We start from the raw sequence: 21175 nt of genomic DNA on the forward strand, positions 1-21175 counted from the left end.
GTTATTAAAGCGATATCATAATTTTTTACCGGACAGCCGAATCTCAAAAAGACAATCAAAACTTTATCTTTTTGATTCAACCACAATTACTTTGTTTCAGGACATATTAAAGGGGGCTGGTAAATCCAGCGCCGATGGTAAACGGAAAGGAGGCATTAAAGTACATACACTGGTGCGTAGTGATCAGGATGTGCCTTGTATGATTAGATTTAGTAGTGCTGCGGGGGCGGACGTGTCTTTTCTTAAAAAGGTGGTATTGCCACCTGGATCAATAATAGTGTTTGATAAAGGGTATCGGGATTATAGCACTTATAACCTTTTAAATGAAAAGAAAATTACCTGGATTACCCGTAACAGTGATACTTCTATCTACAAGATCATAAAGCACTATCCTATAAATGAATATCAGGTAAAAAAAGGTGTTTTGGCTGACCGCCAGGTAGAGTTAGGTCATAATCATAATAAGAAAGCCATAAAGGTCAATGCCAGAATTATTACTTATAAGGATAAAGAAAGTGGGGCTACTTTTGAGTTTTTAACTAATAATTTGTCTCTGGCTGCAGCTACTATCGCTGATTGTTATCATAAAAGATGGCAGATAGAATTGCTCTTTAAGCGGTTGAAACAAAACTATCAACTTAAATACTTCCTGGGCGATAGCCCTAATGCCATTAAAATACAAATTTGGTGTACCCTCATTGCTGACCTCATTCTTAAGGTTATTGCTAACAATTATAAGTGTAAATGGGCATTTACTAATCTGGTAGGCATGGTCCGGTTGCACATGATGACTTACCTGAATCTAAAATCCTTTATAGCATCCCCTGAAAAAACTTTGCTTCAGAGATTTTATCATTACAAGTTAAAATATATACCGCCGTCTCTTTTTGCTACATAGAGGCTTGGAAATGAGAAAACAATGATTTTTTATCATTGGTGTCCCAATAATCTTACGCTTTAACCAAAGCCTGGATTTTTACCGGACACCAATGATTCGTAATTCGTAATTCGCATTCGTAACATTTGCTCTTATCTTTGCCGCATGAAAGCATTTATTTTTGATCTGAACGGAACCATGATTAACGATATGGAGTATCACCTCGATGGGTGGTATAGTATGTTAAACAGGCTGGGGGCGCGTATGAGCAGGGAAGAAGTGAGAGGGCACATGTATGGAAAAAATGAGGAGCTGCTGGTGCGTATATTCGGTAAGGAGCGGTTTACGCCGGAGCAGATGGAAGAGATCGCGCATGAGAAAGAAACTCTTTACCAGGCAGCTTTCCGTCCGCATCTGCAATTGATCGCGGGGTTGCCGGATTTTCTGCGCCGTAGCGCCGATGCAGGTATTCCCATGGCTATTGGTTCTGCGGCCAATCGTTTTAATATCAATTATGTACTTGACAATCTGCAATTACATCACTATTTTAAAGCCGTTATCAGCGCGGAAGATGTGGCGCACAGCAAACCTGACCCTGAAGTATTCCTGAAGTGTGCCGCCGCACTGGGCGTACCACCGGAAAACTGTATCGTGTTTGAGGACGCCCCGAAAGGTGTTGAAGCCGCCTTCAATGCCGGAATGGAATCTGTAGCACTAACTACCATGCATACACGGGATGAATTTACCGCCGGCCACCGCATACGGGCTTTTGTGGCGGACTATACCGATCCTGTGTTGCAGCAGCTGTTTTGATAGTCAGACAGGCATCCCGCTTAATATTTCCTAATATCAACAGACCGGACTAAATTACCGGACGACTAAATTTTTGTTTATCATGAAACGTTATTCGGGGCAGACGAGAATGCTGGTGGCAACAGATTGTATCATTTTCGGCTTCGATGGCCAGGAGTTAAAACTGTTACTGATCAAAAGAGGATTTGAGCCGGAGAAAAACAAATGGAGCCTGATGGGCGGCTTTGTACGGGAGAATGAAGGCTTTGAAACAGCTGCCGCCAGAATACTCCACTCACTCACCGGCCTGAAGGATGTATATATGGAACAACTCTATGCATTCGGAGAACCTCATCGCGATCCTGTGGAACGTACCGTATCCATCGCTTATTTCACCCTGCTGGATATACACCAGTCCGGCCTGCAGCTGAGCAACGACTTCCATGCTGAATGGATTCCGCTGCGTAAACTGCCTGCCCTGATCTTCGATCACCGCCGTATGGTACAGACAGCCCTGGACAGAATCCGCTATAAGGCCGCTATCCATCCGCTACTTTTCGAACTCCTGCCCCCCAAATTTACCATCCCCCAGTTACAGATACTCTATGAGGCTGTATACGATGTCATCTTCGATAAACGTAACTTCAGCCGCAAAGTATTATCCACCGGCTTACTTATCAAACAAAAAGATAAAGACAAACTATCTTCCCGCCGTGGCGCCTTTTATTATAAACTGGATAAACGCCGGTATAATGCCAAGTTTCATGCATTTTTGAATTTTGTGGCAGACCCCGGGAAGCTGTAGATAATTATGAATTACGAATTACGAATGATGAATTGCGAATGAGGAGCGAAGATTTAAGCAGATAAAGAATTTACTTCTTTGCTTAAATCTTCGCTCCTCATTCGCAATTCATCATTCGTAATTCGTAATTAAAGCCCTAATGCTTTCAGGATTTTCCCAAATATCTCATTGTTTTCATACACGCCACGGAACAGCTGCGAACCGGGGCCGTAGGCGAACACCATTACAGGTATACCGGTATGGTCGTTGGTGGCGAAGTGGCCGCGCAGGAAGCCCTGGGAAATGTTACCGTCCATGAGGGCGAGGCCGCCTGTTTCGTGGTCGGCCGTAACGATGACGGTGGTTTGTTTGTTCTGGTCTGCGAAGCGCAGGGCTTCTCCGACGGCTTCGTCAAAATCGAGCATTTCACGCACCAGGTAGTCCAGATCGTTGAAGTGGCCGCCATGGTCTATGCGGGAGCCTTCTACCATGAGGAAGAAGCCTTTGCCGGAAGCACTGAGTTGCTGCAGCGCCTTTTTCAGTGCGGTTTTGAGGTAGCTGCCGCGGCCTTCCCGCATGGAGTTGACGGCTTTGTTGGAGAGAATAACCAGGGTACGGTTTTTCGTTTGTACGTTCCAGTTATCCAGGTTGTCGTACAGCTGAATGCCTTCTCTGGAAAGGGTTTGACGCAGGTCTTCGCCCAGGTCTTTTTCCAGTTCTTCCCTGCCGCCGCCAACCGCCAGCTGCAGCTTACTTTGCAGTAACTGCCGGTGGAGGGTAGCGGTATTATCCCGGTCGGGAGTATGACCGTAGAATGATGCCGGTGTAGCGCCGGTGATTTCTTCGGTGACAATAACACCGCTCCGGATGCCTTTGGGGGCAAGCACTTCAGGGAGTACAGGTACAGGGATATAGGTATTGTCCATACCGATTTCGCGGTTGTTGGTTTTCACGCCGGTGCCCATGGCGGAACCTCCTGCGGCGGAGTCGGTATGGTAATTATCGGTAGAGGATGTTTTGGATAATCCCAGCTGCCGCATGTTGAATATGTTGAGTGCTCCCCTGTTGGCGGTATAGCCGGCATACAGCTGTGCGAGGCCGGTACCGTCGCCGATGAAGAGGATCACGTTTCTGGATTTTACCTGGGTGGCATCGGAGACATAGGTAGGAGTGTAGGTAGTATGTACGGGCATATTGCCGGCTGTAGTGCGGGCAGTGTGCTGTAATACATCATACAGTTCCTCCGGACGGTCAGTGCCTATTACATCTGCGCCGAGGTCCATCAGTTTATAGTAACAGGTTCTGGCGGAAGGCGCTCCCCAGAAACGGAATGGAAATCCCTGCTGATGTACTTTGTTGATGACGCTGGTGACTTTCTCCTGGTCTGCGGGAGTGAAAGTGCCTTTGCCATTCCAGCTGCTGTACCGGTGAAAGTCTGTGCTGACAAGTGCTACACGCTGTTTCAGCTCAGCCGGGTAGATGCTGTCCGGCCGGCCGTCGAAATAAAATAACGGGTCAAATTTTTTCCAGTCGCCGGTAGCGGGAATGTTACCGGAAAGAACAATTTTTACGGCATCAGGATTTGCCTGCGTATCGAAATACTGCCGGTAGGGGAGTAACAGTTCCTGCAGGGCCTGCAGGGTAGGTATGCCGGCAGTTTTAATATCTATCAGCAAATGCAGGGTAGATCCGTTCGTATATGCTTTGCCGTTATTAAGAGAAAACTGCCTGATAACAGGAAGCAGGTATAATTCCTTAAAGGTTCTCTCCGGACGGATATCTTTCTGGTCATGGGCTGCATATAATACGCCATCTTTCAGATGGATGTCAGCCTCTATATACCCGAACTGAAGGGCAGCTGCCTGATAGAAGGGAACGTTGCGTTCATAGTCATTGTGAGAGTGGGCATTGGCGGTCGTATATGTTTTTGTCTGTGCCTGCAGGCCACCTGCAAGCAATACGCCGGATAAGAGAAGGAGATGTTTCAACTCGAACATATTTTAAAATTTACGGATTTTGGAATTTTTTGATTTTGAGATTTATTAAATGCAGCGTATGAACACGCGAAGATCTTTGCTGCATTTAATAAATCCCCAAATCTCAAAATTTCAAAATCCGTCAATTATCAATCAAATCTCAAATAAAAAAATAATAAAATAACCACATGACAGTGTTACCAGCCGCTGTTCTGTTTGTAGGTGCCGCCGCTGGCATCGATTACGCGCTGCGGAACAGGCCATACATGGTGAATGGCAGGATCGAAGTTACGGGCAGGCCATACTACTTTGGTAGGGTCTACGCCGTGTAATGGTCTGGCGTAGGCATTTTTGGCATCGCCCCAGCGTACCAGGTCACGGTGACGGTCAGCCCACTCACCGGCCAGTTCGCATCTTCTTTCATGCTTCAGGTCCGCAAGGGTAGCATTGGTTTTAGGTCCGATGCCGGCACGTTTGCGGACAGCGTTGATTTCGTTGTCTGCATTTTTACCCTGCATGATCCTTGCCTCTGCTTTAATCAGCAATACTTCCGCAAAGCGCATCAGCGGCGGATTCAGCGCAGTGGCAGGATGATCGCCGTTAGGACTCAGGTAAATACCGATGGGGTTGGAGTAACCAAACGGCTCCATGTATTTACGGAACTGATAACCGGAATTACTGTTGGAAGACTGGTAAACGATCGTATCGCCGAAATATTTTACCTTGTCGCCTGGCTTCAGGATAGTGGCTTCTCTGCGTCCATCGCCGGCTTCGTATTCCTCATACAGTTCCCTGGTAGGAGTATAATAGCCCCAGCCATTGTATTTACCCCAGCCGGTGTTCTCCAGCATCACGCCAGGGAGAATGCTTCCCCAGCCGCTTTTACCTGCTGCCGTGCTGTAGGCTGACCAGATATATTCTTTAGACCAGTTGTTGGAGATGGTAAATACATCTGCAAACTGTTTGAGCAACTCATGTTTACCGCTGAGAATAACGGAATCTGCATAGGCCTCTGCGTTGGCATAATCCTTTTTATACAGGTATGTTTTGGCGAGATAGGCAAATGCGGCGGTTTTATGCGCATGACCGTACTGGTCTGTTGTATAGCTGTCAAAATAAGGTAACAGGCGCGCTGCATTTTTCAGGTCTACGATAACGGAGTCGTAGTTCTCTGTTACGTTCTTTGCCCTGGGCACTACCTGACCCTGCGTCGGATTGTATTTGCTGGCAATAGGAATACCGGCACGGTCATCCGCATAGTTATAGGCGAGCTGGAAGTACATCAGACCGCTGAGGAAGTAGGCTTCGCCCAGGTAACGGTTCTTCAGTGCCTGGTCCATCTGGATGGCCGGTGCATTGCGCAGTACGTCGTTGGCTCTTTTGATAACGTTGAAGCGAAGGTCCCACTGGCCTTCTGTATAGCTGCCCCCGATGAAGGAAGGGTTGAAGTTTTTGATGTATTCACCTTCCGCTTTGCTGCGGCCAACTATCATGTCGTCGCTGGCATCAATAAACCAGAAGTAACCGCGGCCGTAGAAGTTTTCATCGTCAAATGGCTGGTAGCAGGCATTGATGCCGGCAATAACATCCTTATCCGTTTTCCAGAAGAATGCCACCGTAGGCGTACCTTCCGGCACTACGTCCAGTTTTTTGTTGCAGGCGCTGGTGAATGCAATACCAGCGGCTATAGAGAGTATTTTGAATATCTTCTTGTTCATAATTGTTGTGATTCAGCGCTTAAAAATTAACGTTCAGACCAACCAGCAGCGTTCTTGCCTGCGGATAACGTCCCAGGTCGATACCATAGGTATCAGTACCCACTTCAGGATCCATACCGGTGTATTTCGTGAAGGTCAGCAGGTTGTTACCGGTAACGTATACACGTAATTTCTGCAGGTGTACACGGCGTGTCAGTACTTCCGGTAAAGTGTAACCCAGCGTTACGTTCTTGATACGCAGGTAAGAGCCGTCTTCCAGGTACCAGTCGGAGTTGGTGCCGAAGTTGGCGTTAGGATCGCCGATAACTACACGGGGGATATTGGTGTTGGTGTTTTCCGGTGTCCAGGCTTTCTTCACATCGGCCAGGAGATTATAACCCTGGCTGGTGATGAGTGGCGCCAGACCAGTGAACTTCATCGCATTGAACAGTTTGTTGCCTTTTACGCCCTGTGCAAAGATGTTGATGTCAAAACCTTTGTAGCTGGCATTGAAGCTGAAGCCGTAAGTAAATTTAGGATAAGACGCTCCGGCATACTGGCGGTCGTTGTTATCGATTTTACCATCGGGTTTGCCGTCAGGACCGCTTACATCCAGGAACTTCAGGTCGCCGGGTTTGGCGTTCGGCTGAATTTTAGAGGTAACACCGTCCTTGTTGGTGTAGGTATAGTTATCAATTTCCTGTTGTGTCTGGAAGATACCGGCTGATTTTACGAGGTAGTAGTAATACAGCGGGTAGCCTTCTTCAATACGTACTGGGGTGAGCGAGCTGCGCACGTTGATGTCGGAGGTAGGATATACCTTGCTGCCAAGACCGAGTTCTATCAGTTTATTGGTAACGCTGGCGATGTTGGCGCTTACACTGTACTGGAAAGCAGCATCGCTTTTGCTGTTGAAGGTAAGGCCCAGTTCAATACCGTGATCGTTTACACGACCCACGTTCTGCCATGTACCCTCCGGTACGCCGTCTGTCATCAGTGCCGGCTTTTTGAGCAGCATTTTTTCTGTTCTCTTAACAAAATAGTCGGCAGTCAGGTTTAACCTGTTCTGGAAGAAACCTGCATCGATACCGGCGTTGAACTGATAAGACTCAGCCCAGGTCAGTTCTGGATTGGCAATTGCTTTTTCTGCATAACCAGGATTGATAGCCGGGTTAAGACCGAAATAGGTCTGTGTTTTCAGCATCAGCGGATTCACACCATCATAGCCAAGGCTACCCAGGTTACCCAGTTTACCGTAGCTGGTACGGAGTTTCAGGAAACTGAGGGTTTTGTCGATAGCCAGATTTCTCATGAACTGCTCATTGGTGAGCACCCAACCTGCGGAAGCAGAGTAATAGTTACGGTAGCGGTTCTGCGGAGATACCAGTGAAGAACCATCACGTCTGCCGATAACGGAAAATAGGTATTTCGCCTTGTAATCGTAGTTCAGACGGGCAAAGAGGGATTGCAGTACTTCGGTATTCTTAAAGCCGAAAGTGCCTTCCGGATCGTACTGGGCGGCATTTTGCGGGTATCTGTATTTCGGACTTTCGTCATTGAAGCCGGTTACTACGGACTGGTCAATGTCGTACTGACGGCGCTGATAGCTGAAACCGCCTACTGCGTTGAAATGATGATCTCTCAGCTGTTTGTCGTAGGACAGGGTTTGTTCTGCCAGTACATCATTGAGGTTATTATGGTATAAGCGCAGACTGTTGAAATCAAAGATTTTTCCGATTTCCAGTACGCGGGAAGTAAATTCTTTCTGTGTTTCAAATACTTTGTTGAAAGACAGGTTGGAGCGGAACAACAGGTTAGCCGGGAGTTTCACTTCTACATACGGGTTGATGAGGAGTGTGCTCTTCGGGGTTTTGTTGTCCAGCCGCTGCAGGTATGCTACCGGGTTGATAACGTCTCCGTAGCCGCCGGCCCAGTCTTTAGGCAGACCGTTAAATCCGCCTTTATCGTTATAGGGCGTTACGCTCGGTGTATAGAAGGACGCAGCAATGATAGCGCCGGTATAGGAGCTGGTGGTGTTGGCGCCGTTACCGTTGGATTGCACATAGGAGATATTTTCTCCGAATTTCAGCCAGGGAGTAATCTGGTGTTCTCCGTTTACGCGGAGGTTATAACGCTCGCTGAAGGTGTTGAGGAGAATACCATCCTGTTTGCGGTATCCCATGCCGATATAGAACTTGGATTTTTCTGTACCGCCGGTGATGTCCAGGTTGTATTCCTGTACTTTGGCAGTGCGGAAAATTTCTTTCATCCAGTCGGTGCGGGTTTCATTTCCATCGGGGTTTTTAGCCGGGTTGTACACATCTTTTCTGGGTTTGCCGCCATTGTCTGCCGCCTGGTTCATCACATTGTTGAACTCTTCAGCATTCAATACTTTCAGTGTTTTCCATGCCTGCTGGAAACCATTTTTAGCGTCCAGGTTAACGGAAATTTTCCCCTCTTTACCTTTTTTGGTGGTAATGAGTACAACGCCTCCGGAAGCCCTGACACCGTAAATGGCGGCAGCGGCATCTTTCAGAACAGAAATCGATTCGATATCTGCCGGATTGATAGGACCGTCATAGATAGAACCGTCTACTACATACAGCGGCGATTCGCCGTTGATACCGCCCATACCGCGGATATATACTTTAGGCGTGGAGGTAGGATCGCCGCCCTGGTTTTGTACCGTAACGCCCGGAGCCTTACCCTGCAATGCTTCTGCTACGTTATTTACAGAGCGGGAGCTGAGTTTGTCCAGTTTTACATCTGTGATGGCGCCGGTAATTTTGGTTTTGCTTTGTGTACCGTAACCTACTACGAGTACCTGGCTCAGCTCTTTGCTGCTGATTTGCAGTACTACGTTCAGTGGTGTGCCGGTATAGGCAATTTCCTGAGTTTTGTAACCGATCATGGATATGGAGAGCACTAATTCTCCGGTATTGGCGGTAGTAAAGGAGAAGTTACCCTTTACGTCGGTAAGGGCGCCTTGCGTGCTGCCTTTCAGTGCTACTACCGCGCCTGGCAAAGGGTCTTTGCCGTCGGTTACGCGGCCGGTGATGCGGCGTTCCTGCTGTACGCTGTTGTTTTTATCAGCAGCAGGATAGATGATGATGGTATTTTGTCTTTCTTCAAATGTAAGCCCGGTGTTGTTGAGCAGATCTGTGAGGATGTTGGATACAGTCTGGTCTTTCCATGCATTTTTTTCTACCTGAACGGAGCCTGTAGCCTGCCGGTCAAAGGAAATTTTTACAGCACCTTTTTGCTGAAGTGTGCTGATAGCGGAAGACAGGCTGCCCTTTTTTACTTCCATACCAGGTACTACATGTTTGAGTGCCTGGCTGAAAGCAGAGTAGCTTTCGGTAAAAGGGAGGGCGGTCAGCATGAGCATGACCAGCGGCTTGATCCTCTTTTTGGGATACCTCAGGTGGTGACGCAAATTTGATTGCATAATTGATATAATTAAAAAAATGAAAAGCGTGAATGGATGGCAGCCGGTAATCGCCGTTCTGCGCAATTAATAAACCTCGTATGTTCCTTTGCCGGTTTCCCTGAAATGTACTTTAGGTGCTACGCTGATGGTAGCGATGATATCCAGTTTGTCCTGTAAAGTCATGTTACTGCTGAAACTCAGGTCCAGCCTGCCCTGCTGCAGGGGGAGCCTGCTGCTGAAAGTTACGCCGTGGTAAGCTTCCAGTTCCCATAATACCTGTTGCAGGGTAGCGCCGCTCAGGAGCTGTTCTCCGCGTATCCAGGCGTTGATGGTGGTGGTATCTGTACTGCTGATAAAAGTTCGTTTATCCGTATAGGTTAGCATGTCCGACGGCCGCAGCGTAGCCAGTACCTGCTGCTGATGGGCCACCTGTACTTTACCGCTGGCAACGGCCACCTTCGCCGGTTGGCCGGGGATGTTGCGTACCAGGAATGAAGTGCCAAGTACGGTGATGCGCAGATCGCCGGAAAGCGCTACAAATGGCTGTTGTGGCTGGTGTTTGATATCCAGGAAAACCTGACCTTTTATACTTACACATCTTTCATGACCGGTGAACTGCGCCGGATATTCGAGGGAGGAAGAGGCGTTGAGTTGTGCCACAGATCCGTCAGGCAGTAGTACGCGCCTGGTTTCTGTGGGGCCTGTGCGGGAAATCAGGCGACTGACAGCGGCCATCTGCGGCGGCTGACGGGAATGTTGTTGCCAGGTAAGCAGGCATATAAAGAAGGGGAGCAGGGTGGCGGCGGCCATCCATAATCCTAAATGCCGGCGTTTCGCTGCCGGCTTTTTGCTGATATGCTGCCAGACGGCGTCCTGTACAGATTGAGCAGCTTCGGACGATAGCCCTGCTTCCGGGGTGGCTGCAGCCGTTTTGTCCAGCCAGGCAAACAGCAGCGTTACTTCTGCCGCAGTGCATTTGCCTGCCTTGTATTTCTCCAGCAATAATTGTAAATCCTGTTGCTTCACAAATGACATTTTAAACAGCGGTTGTAACTGTTTTCAGTATAATGTCACACGTCGTAAAGTGTTTAACTATTGCAGGGGGGTAATTAACAATTCGGTAATATAGGGGATGCAGGATAGCGGGAAAACATCAAAGGAGGAAAGTAAGAAAAGATGATCTGAGCTGCAGTTTGAGCCGTTTGTTGGCGGTATTCAGCTGGTTGCGGATGGTTTGTTCAGATGCGCCCAGCATGGAAGATATCTCTGCAATGCTTTTATGCTCGAGGCGGCTCAGCTGAAATACCTGCTTTACCTTAGGCGGCAGCAGGTCCAGGTGCTGACGCAGTTGCGCATATATTTCCTTGGTGTACAACTGATCGGTGGTGCTGGTGGTATGTTCATGCAGCAATGCCGCAAAGTTATGTTCATGACGGGCGCGTATATCCTCGCTCCGTATGGCGTTCAGTATGCGCAGTTTCAGCAGGAAAACCAGGAAGGCGGCTGTTTCGCGCGGTACCGGCAGGGAGGCGCGCTTCTCCCATAGTTCAATAAAAAAGTTCTGCAACACATCTTTTGCCAACGCTTCATCATCGATAAGGCTGCAGGTATAATGCATCAGCTTATCCCAATGTGCGTGGAAGATATTCCCAAAGGCAGTGGTGTCGCCGCTTTGAAAAGCTTCCCATAATGTACTGTCTGACATAAAATTCACTTTCCACAGTTAATAAAAGAATAAGCGAGGCCAAAGGTAGGAGCAAAGAAAGGAATCAGCCCGTCCTGTTGTTTATGTTTATGTTAATTATCAGTTTCATATACGCAGAAAATCGATTTAGTTTTGGTTGACAGTATACCGGAATGTTCCGTGATGATCATACAATAAAGTGGAATATTATTCAGGGCGTAGGCCAGTTATGCACCAGCTCTTTCAGCAGCTGCTGACCTTCCGGCCAGTCGCCCAACCCGGATGTTGCATTGATATGGCCTTTGGCGCCCACGTTTACAAACCGGCTGCCCCAGTAATGTGCAAACAGGGCGGATCTTTCAATAGTGGCATATTCATCATTGGTGCTGGCTACTACAATACTTTTAAACGGAAGATGTACCTGCGGGATAGGGGAGAAGCCTTTCGCTTCCTGCGGAAAACCCGGCCGCTCACTGTCTGCCGGCGCTACCAGCAACGCACCCTGCACAGGCAAACGGGTCTGCCGTGCCCAGAACGCCAGCGCAATACACGCCAGGCTATGGGCTGCTATTACTACGTGTGGCCCTGCCTGTGATACCGCCTTCTCTATAGTGGCTACCCATGCAGCGCATACCGGCTCGTTCCAGTCCCGCTGCTCTATACGCTTCGCGCCCGGAACAGCTTGTTCCCAGAGGGTCTGCCAATGTAAAGGACCGGAACTACCCAGACCGGGAGCAGTCAATACTTTAATATCCATGACAAAACTTGGTGTTAATGCTGGGTATTAAGATAATAAAATAAAAAAAGAAAGGTCGAAAGAATTCGACCTTTATTGCTAAAATTCCACGTTATGGCACTCAGGTCCATAAAAAGTTAAAATATGTTGAGATTGTATACAATCACATAGCCGGATGGAAAGGTGCATAGAAAGATACCACTGATGTTGCCTGAAATAGATCAAAATTGGGGTTTCAGACATAAAAACTGACATACTCTTTCTGCACGTATACAAAAGTAGGATATGCTAAACCTATTGTCAAGTATTTAGCAAAGATTATTTTAAAAAAAATTAAGATCGCCTGATACTATTGATGCACATGATAATTTATTTGTAACATATTTTATAAGTTATCCGGTTTAATGCCTATTTTTTGGCTAATCACTATCATATGTACCGCATTATCCTGTCCGCCTTACTCTGCTGCGCTACAGCTGCAGCCGTCCGCGCCCAGCAGCCGGGAAAAGGACTCACCGCCACGCTGGACTGCTACTATAACTATGAACATAAAAAGGATAAGGAAGGAAAACTGATCCGCTGGCACTACATCTGGGATGAACAGGATAGCGGCGGCCTCTCTGTCTGGGGCCATATCCTGGACTCCCTCGGCGTTCAGCGAGATACGCTGCACCATGCCCCGGATGCTGCCAGTCTGCAGCACACCGATATCTATATTATTATTGACCCGGATAATGAAAAGGATGCCGCTGCTCCCAATTACATGACAGCTGCCGATGCTGCTGCCATCTACAACTGGGTGAAAGCCGGTGGTATACTGGTCATACTACAGAACGACGGCCCCAACGCAGAATATGAACGCTTTAACCTGCTGACGGAAAAATTCGGGATACATTTTAACGGCGATCTGCGCAATACCGTGCAGGGACGCAACTGGGAACAGGGCGCCCTGCGGATCCCGCCAAAACATGAAATATTCCCGAATGTGCAAAAGGTGTATATCAAGGAAATCTCTACCATGACGCTGAAAGCTCCGGCCCGCGCGGTTTACACTGATGGGAAAGACGTACTTATGGCTGTGGCGAAGATAGGCAGAGGAACCGTTTTCGCCGTAGGCGACCCCTGGTTCTATAATGAATATGTGGATGGTAAAAGACTACCCCCGGAATATCAGAACTACGCCGCGGCCGCTGACCTCAGCGCATGGCTGATCCGGCAGGCTGCCCGTAAAAAATAACTGTCAGCTGCGGAGAAACTGCAGGTTCCTCCGTATTCCCGCATACTTGCTGCGTTTCATGGGAGAGTGACGGAATATTTCCTTGAAAGCCTCTTCTGTCATCTCCTCCCAGTCACGGGTACTGAAATTCAGAATAGCCGGCACCGGCGTGAACGCGGCCTCTTCATGCGCCCGCGCAAAGCGGTTCCACGGACAAACATCCTGGCACGTGTCACACCCGAACATCCAGTTGTCAAACTGACCCTGCATGCGATCCGGTATCAGCAGCTCCTTCAGCTCAATGGTGAAATAGGAAATACAACGGCTGCCGTCTACCACGCCGGGAGCCACCAGCGCACCGGTAGGACATGCATCCAGGCAACGGGTGCAGGTGCCGCAGTAATCACCTACCGGACTGTCATAATCCAGCGGTATATCTGTAATAAGCGTAGCAATAAAGAAAAAGGAACCCGACTGCTTGTGTATCAGGTTGCCGTTCTTGCCTATCCAGCCCAGCCCGCTCCGCTGCGCCCAGCTGCGTTCCAGCACCGGCGCAGAATCTACAAAGCCCCTGCCCTGAACCGGACCTATATGTTCCTGCATACGCAGCAACATCGTCTTCAACCTCGCCCGGATTACCTCATGATAATCTTGGCCATACGCATATTTGGAAACTTTGGGAGCATCTTCCCGCTGTTTTTCTCCCGGAAAATAATTAAACAATAACGTAATCACCGACTTTGCTCCGTCCACCAGTTTACGGGGATCTATCCGCTTGTCAAAATGATTTTCCATATACTGCATATTGCCGTGCATCCCTTTGCTGAGCCATGTTTCCAGCCTTCTGGCATCGTCGTCCAGCTGCACCGCCTTGGCAATGCCGCAATGATCAAATCCCAGTTCACGGGCCAGTTGTTTTATATATGCAGTATGATTCATTACCGCAAAATTACAAACTAACCCATGGATTAACGAATTAATGACCGGAGTCTGCAATTCAGGAATGTTATATACCTTCGCCCCCATTCATCCCATTTTTATGAAATATAGACCTGTACTATTGAAAGTGCTGCTGATGGCACTGGTACCCCTTGTTACATTTGCCCAGGACGGCAGCAAAATCAAATTTGGTAAAATCTCTAAAGAAGACTTTAAAGTACAACTGCCTGAAAAGGATTCCGGCGCCCATGCCCTCGTGATCGCGGAAATAGGGTCCTCTGAATTTGAAACAGACGCTGATGGCTTCCGCCTGGTGTATAAAGTTCATCGCCGCATTAAAATTCTGGATAAAAACGCCTATGACCTGGCAACCATCCGCATCGGACTTTATAAGGAAGGATCCGACGAAGAACGCATCCAGGGCCTGAAAGGAATTTCCTACAACCTGGAAAACGGAGAAGTGGTGGAAACAAAAATGGAAACCAGCAACATTTTTACGGATAAACAGGATAAGAATCATGTTTACAAAAAATTTGCACTCCCGGCGGTAAAGGAAGGCACCATCATTGAATATACCTTTTCCATTTTATCTCCCTACTACAGAAACCTGCGCTCATGGGACTTCCAGGGTACCTACCCCCGCCTGTGGAGCGAATACAAAGTGAGCGTACCCGAATACTTCGATTATGTGCAGATTCCGCAGGGCTACGGAAAATTCTTTATCGAAGAGAAAAAAGTGGGCCGTACCAACATGACCTTCCTCTCCCGCAACGGCGCAGGCCCTTCGCAGATGGGCACGGCTACGCCAACAGTTTATAACTGGAGATGGGTCATGAAAGATGTACCAGCCCTGAAAGAAGAGGATTTTATTACTACACTGGATAATTATGTGAGAAGAATCGAGTTCCAGCTGTCAGCCATCAACTATCCCAACGAACCCAGCAAACCTATCCGTACCACCTGGAATGCTTTAATGACAGCGCTGCAGAAAGATGAAAATTTCAGCGAAGCCATTAATAATAACAACGGCTTCCTGGCAGACGTAACCGATAACCTGGTTAAGAATGCTAAAACAGATACGGAGAAAGCTATGGCCATCTACCGCTGGGTAAGGGATAACTACACCTGTAACGAACATGGCTCCATGTGGGCTTCCCATAGCCTGAAAAGTGTTTTCAATACCAAAAACGGCAATGTCGCAGAAATCAACCTGCTCCTGATCGCCATGCTGAAACGCGCTAAACTGGAGGCTTACCCGGTTATTCTCAGTACCCGCGATAACGGTCTTGTATATCCGTACTACCCGCTGCTGACACGCTTTAACTATACCCTCGCCAGCGTGGTGCTGGACAGCGCCATCACCAGCCTTGATGCCTCCGACCCGCTGCTGGGATTCGGTAAACTGCACCCCGGCTGCTATAACGGCGACGGACGCATGGTTAATGCAGATGCCTACATCATTCCCTATGCGGCAGATTCCCTGCGGGAACAGAAATTCACCAGCGTCAGCCTCGGTAAACTGGAAAAAGGCGAGTGGAAAGGGAGCTTTCAGCAAAGACCTACCTACTTTGAATCGTATGGCATCCGGGAGAAAGTGAAGGAAAAAGGCCCGAAAGAATTCTTCAAAAATTATCAGCAGAAATTTTCTGCCTGGGATATGGAGATGCAGAACGAAAATATCAATGATCTGAAAGAACTGGAATCTCCGGTGATGGTGCAGTTTGAATTCACCCTGAAACCCGGTGAGGAAGATGTACTCTACCTGAACCCCCTCTTCAGTGAAATTACCAAACAGAACATCTTCAAATCCGCAGAACGCAATTTCCCGGTAGAAATGCCGGCGGTATTCGATGAAGTGTATTCTTTCAATATGGAGGTGCCTGATGGTTATGAAGTAGACGAAATACCTAAATCCGGTATCGTTAAGTTCAATGAAGATGAAGGCGTATTCGAATACCTGATCCAGCACAGCGGTAATATGATCCAGATGCGTTGCCGGGTAAGGCTGACCAAAGCCACCTTCGCACCGGAAGATTATACGGATCTGCGCAGCTTCTTCGATATAGTGGTAAATAAACAGGCAGAACAGATTGTATTAAAAAAGAAAAAGTAATTGATGAAATTCCTGCAATTAACCGTCGCCCTGATCCTGACAGCAGCCCGTATCCCTGTATTGGCGGGCGATCCCGTGTATCCTGTGAGCGCCATACCCGACTCTTTGAAAAAAGAAGCGCACCTGGTAAAAAGACTGGACGAACGGACGCTCCAGGTGACCAGCCTGAAGGAAATGCGTATGGTCAGCCACATCTTTATCACCGTACTGGATGAAGAAGGTGCTGCTGCAGCCGGAATGGTGGAACGCTACGATAAACAGACAGAGATTAAATCCATCAGCGGAGCGCTCTATGATGCAGACGGCAAACTGATCAAACGCCTGAAACAATCAGATCTCAGGGATGTCAGCCAGCAGGGCGATGGTAGCCTGATGACGGACAGCCGCTATAAAATCCATCGCTTTTACCATAACGTATATCCGTATACGGTAGAGTATGAGGTAGAGGTGAAACTGAACAACTCCTTTCTGTTTCCCCGCTGGACACCACGCGACGAGAAGCATTGCACTGTACAGGAAGCGCGGCTGACGGTAAACACGCCGGCAGATTTCAAATTCCGTTATCATACCTTCTGCTATCCCGGTCAGCCGGTTGTACGGGAAGACAAAGGACAGAAATCCTATAGCTGGGAAGTACGAAACCTGCCCGTATACAAGGAAGAATACTATTCCCTGGAAGGATATAAACTCACGCCTACCGTATGGCTGGCCCCGGATGCATTCCGGCTGGATGACTATGAAGGTAATATGAACACCTGGAAAGGACTGAGCCTCTTCGCCTATACGCTGAATGCCGGCCGGGATGAGCTGCCCGATAATATTAAACAGAAAGTACATCAGCTGACAGATAACCTGCCCGGCAACGATGCTAAAATTGCCGCGCTGTATAAATACCTGCAGCAGAATTACCGCTACATCAGTATCCAGCTGGGTATCGGCGGGTTACAGACTTTTGATGCCAGAACCACCGCTGCCAAAGGTTATGGCGATTGTAAAGCCCTCTCCAATTTTATGATGGCTATGCTGAAAGAAGCCGGCATCCCTTCCAGCTGCGCCTGGGTGAAATCAGGAGAAGGACAGACCGATGTGCAGGAGGATTTTCCGGTAGACAGATTTGATCACGTGATACTCTGCATCCCCGGTGCGAAGGATACCACCTGGCTGGAATGTACCAGCAATACGCTGCCATCAGGCTACCTGAGCGGATTTACAGCCGGCCGCCAGGTGCTGCTCCTCGACGAAAAGGGGAGCGGGCTGGTACGCACTCCCGTTTATGGTATGGCCAGTAATCAGCAACACCGCACCATCAGCGCCACCCTGGACGAAAACGGCAACATGAAGGCAGATGCGCTGACGGTCCGCACCGGCATGGAACAGGACGACCTTCACGAAGTACTGCATGCCCTGAACAAGGAAAAACAGCTGGAACGCATGCGTTCCGAACTGGATATTGCCAGCTACGACATCGTTTCCTATGATTGCGAAGAAACACTTTCCAGAAATCCTTCCATAGCAGAACACATCGTTCTCAACTGTAAAGGCTATGCCACGGTAACGGGTAAACGTATTTTTGTAACGCCTAATGTACTGAACAGGTCCATACCCAAACTAACCAATGATTCCGCCCGTATTTCCCCGCTGCGCTTCCGGTATGAATTCCTGCACAGCGATACGGTAAAGATCACCATTCCGGATGGATACAAGCTGGAATCCCTGCCTGCCGCCACGGAACTGACAACTAAATTTGGCAGCTATTCCGCTTCCACTACCCTCAGCGGAAATACGGTAACGTACATACGAAGAATGGAGCGTAAAGCCGGCACCTTTCCGGTGGCCGCATACGAGGACCTGGTAAAATTCTACAGCGCCATCAACAAATCAGACCGGGCCCGCCTCGTCATGCTGAAAATGTAATCATTTTATTATTTGATTATTTGAGATTTTGTATCCAATAAAAAAGCCCTCCGGACTATCCGGAGGGCTTTTTTATTGGATACAAAATCTCAAATAATCAAATAATAAAATAACTCCTATTTCTCTCTTACACTGACAGAAATATGTCTGTCTTTTTTGCGTTCCTCGTCAGGAGCGGTGGCCGCAGCTTTGGCGAATTGAGAGCCGTAGCCTTCTGCGCCCAGCAGCTGAGCCATATCGGTGTTCAGTTTTTTCAGTTCAGTAACTACTGCTTCCGCACGCTGACCGGAGAGTTTCACATTCTGGGTGCTGTCGCCGGTACGGTCGGTGTATCCGCCTATCTTGATTTTTGTTTTAGGGAATGCTTTCAGGATAGCGGCGATGTTGCCGATCTGTTTATTGCTTTCATCGGTGAGCTGTGCGCTGCCGGTTTTGAAATTGAGGTTGTCAAAGTCAAACCACACGTCTTTGCCGGCAGATTTGGAGCCGTCTTTCAGGAAGGTGACCAGCTGGTCTTCAATGCCGCCCTTATAAGCGTCCAGAATGGTGCCGTCAGGCAGCGTCACCTTGATGCTTTCGCGTGTTTCCGTAACAGGAGTGGTTTCCGTAACGTTGATGGATGCCGAATCTGCCAGCTGGCTGGTGGTGATACTGTCGGTTACCACAGTGCCGTCATGTTTACCGCCGCCGCAGCCTTTCATCAGGTACCACAGCAGGATGATAGCCACCAGGATCAGGAGTAACGGCCATATCCAGCGGCCGCCGCTGGCCTGTTTAACGGTGTTGATAGTGGTATTGGCAGCATTGGCAGCGCCGCTGCCGATACCGGAAGCGAGGTTGCCCAACTTTTTACTGAGATCTCCCAGGCTGGCCAGACCCAATACCCCGGCGAGATTCAGCCCTCCGGGCACAGCGCCCAGTATTTTATCTTTCTGTGTATTCAGGAAGGAGAGGAAAGAGTTAGGCGTAAGGTTATTCTGTACCGCATACTGGCCGGCTACTCCCAGCGTGGCCGGAGCAGCTGTTTGCAGTAAGGTGTTGGCAGACGATTCTTTAATGCCCGCGAAAGAAGCCAGCATACCGGTAATACTGCTTACTTTGTCTCCGAAAAGACTCCTCAGCAGATCGCCTCCCTTGGCCAGCAGCCCGCCGCCTCCCAGCGCTCCTGCTATGGCAGATGAATTGGCGTCCCCGGCTACGCTCTTGATCATGTTGAATATCCCTCCTGCATCACCATCAGATCCTGCCTTGTTCAGCAAACCGGTAAAAATGGTCGGGATAATGCCGCTCAATGCCTTCTGTATGCCCCCCTCGCTTTCTCCCAACTGTGAGGATGCCTGACTAACAACGCTGCTGTTGAAAATATTTTTTGCACTTTCTAGTAAGTCAAATGACATAATTGTAGGGTTTAATGATGAAGAATGAAGATTTGAAACACACCTGTGGCTTCAGATTTTTTATAACAACAAGGGAGGGCGGGTTGTTTGATTGCCCGGCAAGATTAACAGAAAACATTACATATATATGTTTAACCATCTTTTTAATTCGCTATTTGTTCATATAATTAATTGATTTGTAGATAGATAATTATTTATTTTTCCTTAAAGCTTGGCGCCTCTGCCATTTTTTTGTATCTTTGCCGTGCTTAACGCATTTTCCGGCTGTTAAATGTGCCTTCCGAGCACAGTGCATTGCGCTACTACAGCCAATATTTATTGGTAATTGATCATTTGTCGGGCCGCATCGCGCCCGGTTTTCCTTCCCCGCTTCTGTTTTATGCAGTGGCTCCGCTCATAGGTACTCCTATGTCGCCTGGGAACAGATCAGCTTAAACATATTAAATAATTAATGTCTATGATTAAAACATCATTGCATTGGTTGTTGCTATGCTTACTGCTCCTCTTGCCTGGTATGCTCGTGGTTGCACAGGATAGTACCCTGACCAAAAAAGACAAACCCACCTTCCGCATTGGTGGAGCACTGCGCTTTAACTACAACCTTTCCTCCTGGAAGAAAGAACAGGTGAAGCGCGGCGGTGACTTCGGGTTCGACATGTTCCGCATCAACGCGGACGCCGCCTGGAAAAATTTATCCCTGCATGCGGAATACCGCTTCTATTCAAAAGATTTCGGCGGAGGGATGCTCAAGGAAGGATATGTGCGCTATCGCTTCAATGACAGCACACACGTAGATATAGGCCTGACGCAGGTGCCCTTCGGTAACCTGACCTACAATTCCCACAGTTGGTTCTTTAACCTGCCATATTACACCGGTAAGGAAGATGATTATGATATGGGCATCAAATTCGAACGCCGCAGCAATAAATGGAACTATCAGCTGGCTTTCTTCAAGAATGCAGAAGAACTGAATTTCGGAGATAAATCAGCCACAGATCCCGGCCGCTATTCCTACGACGTGGCCGGCCGTAATAAGGAAGTCAATCAGGGTAATGCCCGCGCGGAATATATGTTCCTCCCGCAGCAAAGTATAGGCGCTTCCGTTATGCTCGGCGGATTATACAATATCCCGTCCGGCAATATGGGCAGCCACTGGGCCGCAGCCCTGCACAGCAACCTGAATGCCGGCAAATGGAATCTTAAACTGGCATCCATGTATTACCGCTATAACCCGGCCGACTCCGCGCAGTTCTCCGGATACGTGGACATGGCCGCCTATGGCGCCTCCTACCAGGTAGCCGCAGAAGCCTTTATGCATACCGCTTCCCTGTCGTTTACCCAGCCGGTGAAATGGGGGCCCGTCAGCGCCCTCACCTTCTACAATGACTATTCCTATATGCGCAAACCAGCTACAGATTTTCACGACACGCAGATGAACGTGCTGGGATGTATGGTTACCGCAGGCCATATCTATACCTATATAGACTGGGCCTCCGGGAAAAACCATCCCTGGCTTGGTCCTGTCTGGAATGAAGCCCTCGCCGCCGGAACGCCCGGAGCAGGCTGGCACAGCAGATTTAACATCAACATCGGATACTATTTCTGATCATCTCTTCACCC

Annotated in this window: 15 protein-coding genes; 7 read left to right on the top strand and 8 right to left on the bottom strand. The window is 48.5% G+C overall.

The window, feature by feature from the left end; translation table 11 throughout:
- The 3 genes from GWG06_RS08780 to GWG06_RS08790 all read left to right on the top strand — a co-directional run.
- A partial coding sequence (locus GWG06_RS08780; RefSeq protein WP_160712637.1) for an IS4 family transposase occupies positions 1 to 898 on the top strand: 898 nt, incomplete at its 5' end.
- Positions 899 to 1042: 144 nt separating this feature from the next.
- On the top strand, positions 1043 to 1690 hold the full coding sequence (locus GWG06_RS08785; protein ID WP_160712639.1) for an HAD family hydrolase: 648 nt from the start codon (positions 1043 to 1045) through the stop codon (positions 1688 to 1690).
- Positions 1691 to 1772: 82 nt separating this feature from the next.
- Positions 1773 to 2474 (top strand): NUDIX hydrolase, encoded by a 702-nt coding sequence (locus GWG06_RS08790; RefSeq protein WP_160712641.1) that lies wholly within the window; start codon positions 1773 to 1775, stop codon positions 2472 to 2474.
- 128 nt (positions 2475 to 2602) lie between these two features.
- Here the strand turns inward: GWG06_RS08790 and GWG06_RS08795 are convergent, their stop codons facing one another.
- The 6 genes from GWG06_RS08795 to GWG06_RS08820 form a co-directional block, all read right to left on the bottom strand.
- The gene (locus tag GWG06_RS08795; protein ID WP_160712643.1) at positions 2603 to 4441 is read right to left on the bottom strand and encodes an alkaline phosphatase; all 1839 of its coding nucleotides are present in this window, start codon (positions 4439 to 4441) and stop codon (positions 2603 to 2605) included.
- Between the two features lie 185 nt (positions 4442 to 4626).
- Positions 4627 to 6147 carry a RagB/SusD family nutrient uptake outer membrane protein gene (locus tag GWG06_RS08800; RefSeq protein ID WP_160712645.1) on the bottom strand — a complete coding sequence of 507 codons (1521 nt, stop codon included), beginning with the start codon at positions 6145 to 6147 and terminating at the stop codon, positions 4627 to 4629.
- A 19-nt stretch (positions 6148 to 6166) separates the two neighbouring features.
- A complete protein-coding gene (locus GWG06_RS08805; RefSeq protein ID WP_160712647.1) occupies positions 6167 to 9574 on the bottom strand; it encodes a SusC/RagA family TonB-linked outer membrane protein in 3408 nt (1135 codons plus the stop codon).
- 66 nt (positions 9575 to 9640) lie between these two features.
- Positions 9641 to 10582 carry a FecR family protein gene (locus tag GWG06_RS08810; protein WP_160712649.1) on the bottom strand — a complete coding sequence of 314 codons (942 nt, stop codon included), beginning with the start codon at positions 10580 to 10582 and terminating at the stop codon, positions 9641 to 9643.
- A gap of 127 nt (positions 10583 to 10709) precedes the next feature.
- Positions 10710 to 11261, bottom strand: coding sequence for an RNA polymerase sigma factor (locus tag GWG06_RS08815; protein WP_127043242.1), 552 nt, complete (start codon positions 11259 to 11261; stop codon positions 10710 to 10712).
- Between the two features lie 190 nt (positions 11262 to 11451).
- Positions 11452 to 11997: an RBBP9/YdeN family alpha/beta hydrolase gene (locus GWG06_RS08820; RefSeq protein WP_127043243.1), complete on the bottom strand. Its 546-nt coding sequence runs from the start codon at positions 11995 to 11997 to the stop codon at positions 11452 to 11454.
- A 412-nt stretch (positions 11998 to 12409) separates the two neighbouring features.
- Here GWG06_RS08820 and GWG06_RS08825 point away from each other — a divergent pair, with 412 nt between their 5' ends.
- Complete coding sequence (locus GWG06_RS08825; RefSeq protein ID WP_160712651.1) at positions 12410 to 13213, top strand: DUF4350 domain-containing protein; 804 nt, start codon at positions 12410 to 12412, stop codon at positions 13211 to 13213.
- Between the two features lie 3 nt (positions 13214 to 13216).
- Here the strand turns inward: GWG06_RS08825 and queG are convergent, their stop codons facing one another.
- Complete coding sequence (gene queG / locus GWG06_RS08830) at positions 13217 to 14131, bottom strand: tRNA epoxyqueuosine(34) reductase QueG (protein WP_160712653.1); 915 nt, start codon at positions 14129 to 14131, stop codon at positions 13217 to 13219.
- A 100-nt stretch (positions 14132 to 14231) separates the two neighbouring features.
- Between queG and GWG06_RS08835 the strand changes: the two genes are divergently transcribed.
- Together GWG06_RS08835 and GWG06_RS08840 are read left to right on the top strand one after the other, a co-directional pair.
- Entirely contained in the window at positions 14232 to 16244 is a 2013-nt protein-coding gene (locus tag GWG06_RS08835; protein WP_160712655.1) for a transglutaminase domain-containing protein, read from the top strand.
- Between the two features lie 3 nt (positions 16245 to 16247).
- Entirely contained in the window at positions 16248 to 18158 is a 1911-nt protein-coding gene (locus GWG06_RS08840; RefSeq protein ID WP_160712657.1) for a DUF3857 domain-containing protein, read from the top strand.
- Between the two features lie 116 nt (positions 18159 to 18274).
- On the opposite strand, the gene GWG06_RS08845 is transcribed toward GWG06_RS08840, so the two are convergent.
- Complete coding sequence (locus GWG06_RS08845) at positions 18275 to 19555, bottom strand: OmpA family protein (protein ID WP_160712659.1); 1281 nt, start codon at positions 19553 to 19555, stop codon at positions 18275 to 18277.
- Positions 19556 to 20012: 457 nt separating this feature from the next.
- On the opposite strand from GWG06_RS08845, the gene GWG06_RS08850 reads away from it, so the two are divergent.
- Positions 20013 to 21161, top strand: coding sequence for a hypothetical protein (locus tag GWG06_RS08850; RefSeq protein ID WP_160712661.1), 1149 nt, complete (start codon positions 20013 to 20015; stop codon positions 21159 to 21161).
- The last annotated feature ends 14 nt before the right edge of the window (positions 21162 to 21175 follow it).

Source organism: Chitinophaga solisilvae (genome assembly GCF_009928525.1).
Lineage (GTDB): Bacteria > Bacteroidota > Bacteroidia > Chitinophagales > Chitinophagaceae > Chitinophaga > Chitinophaga solisilvae.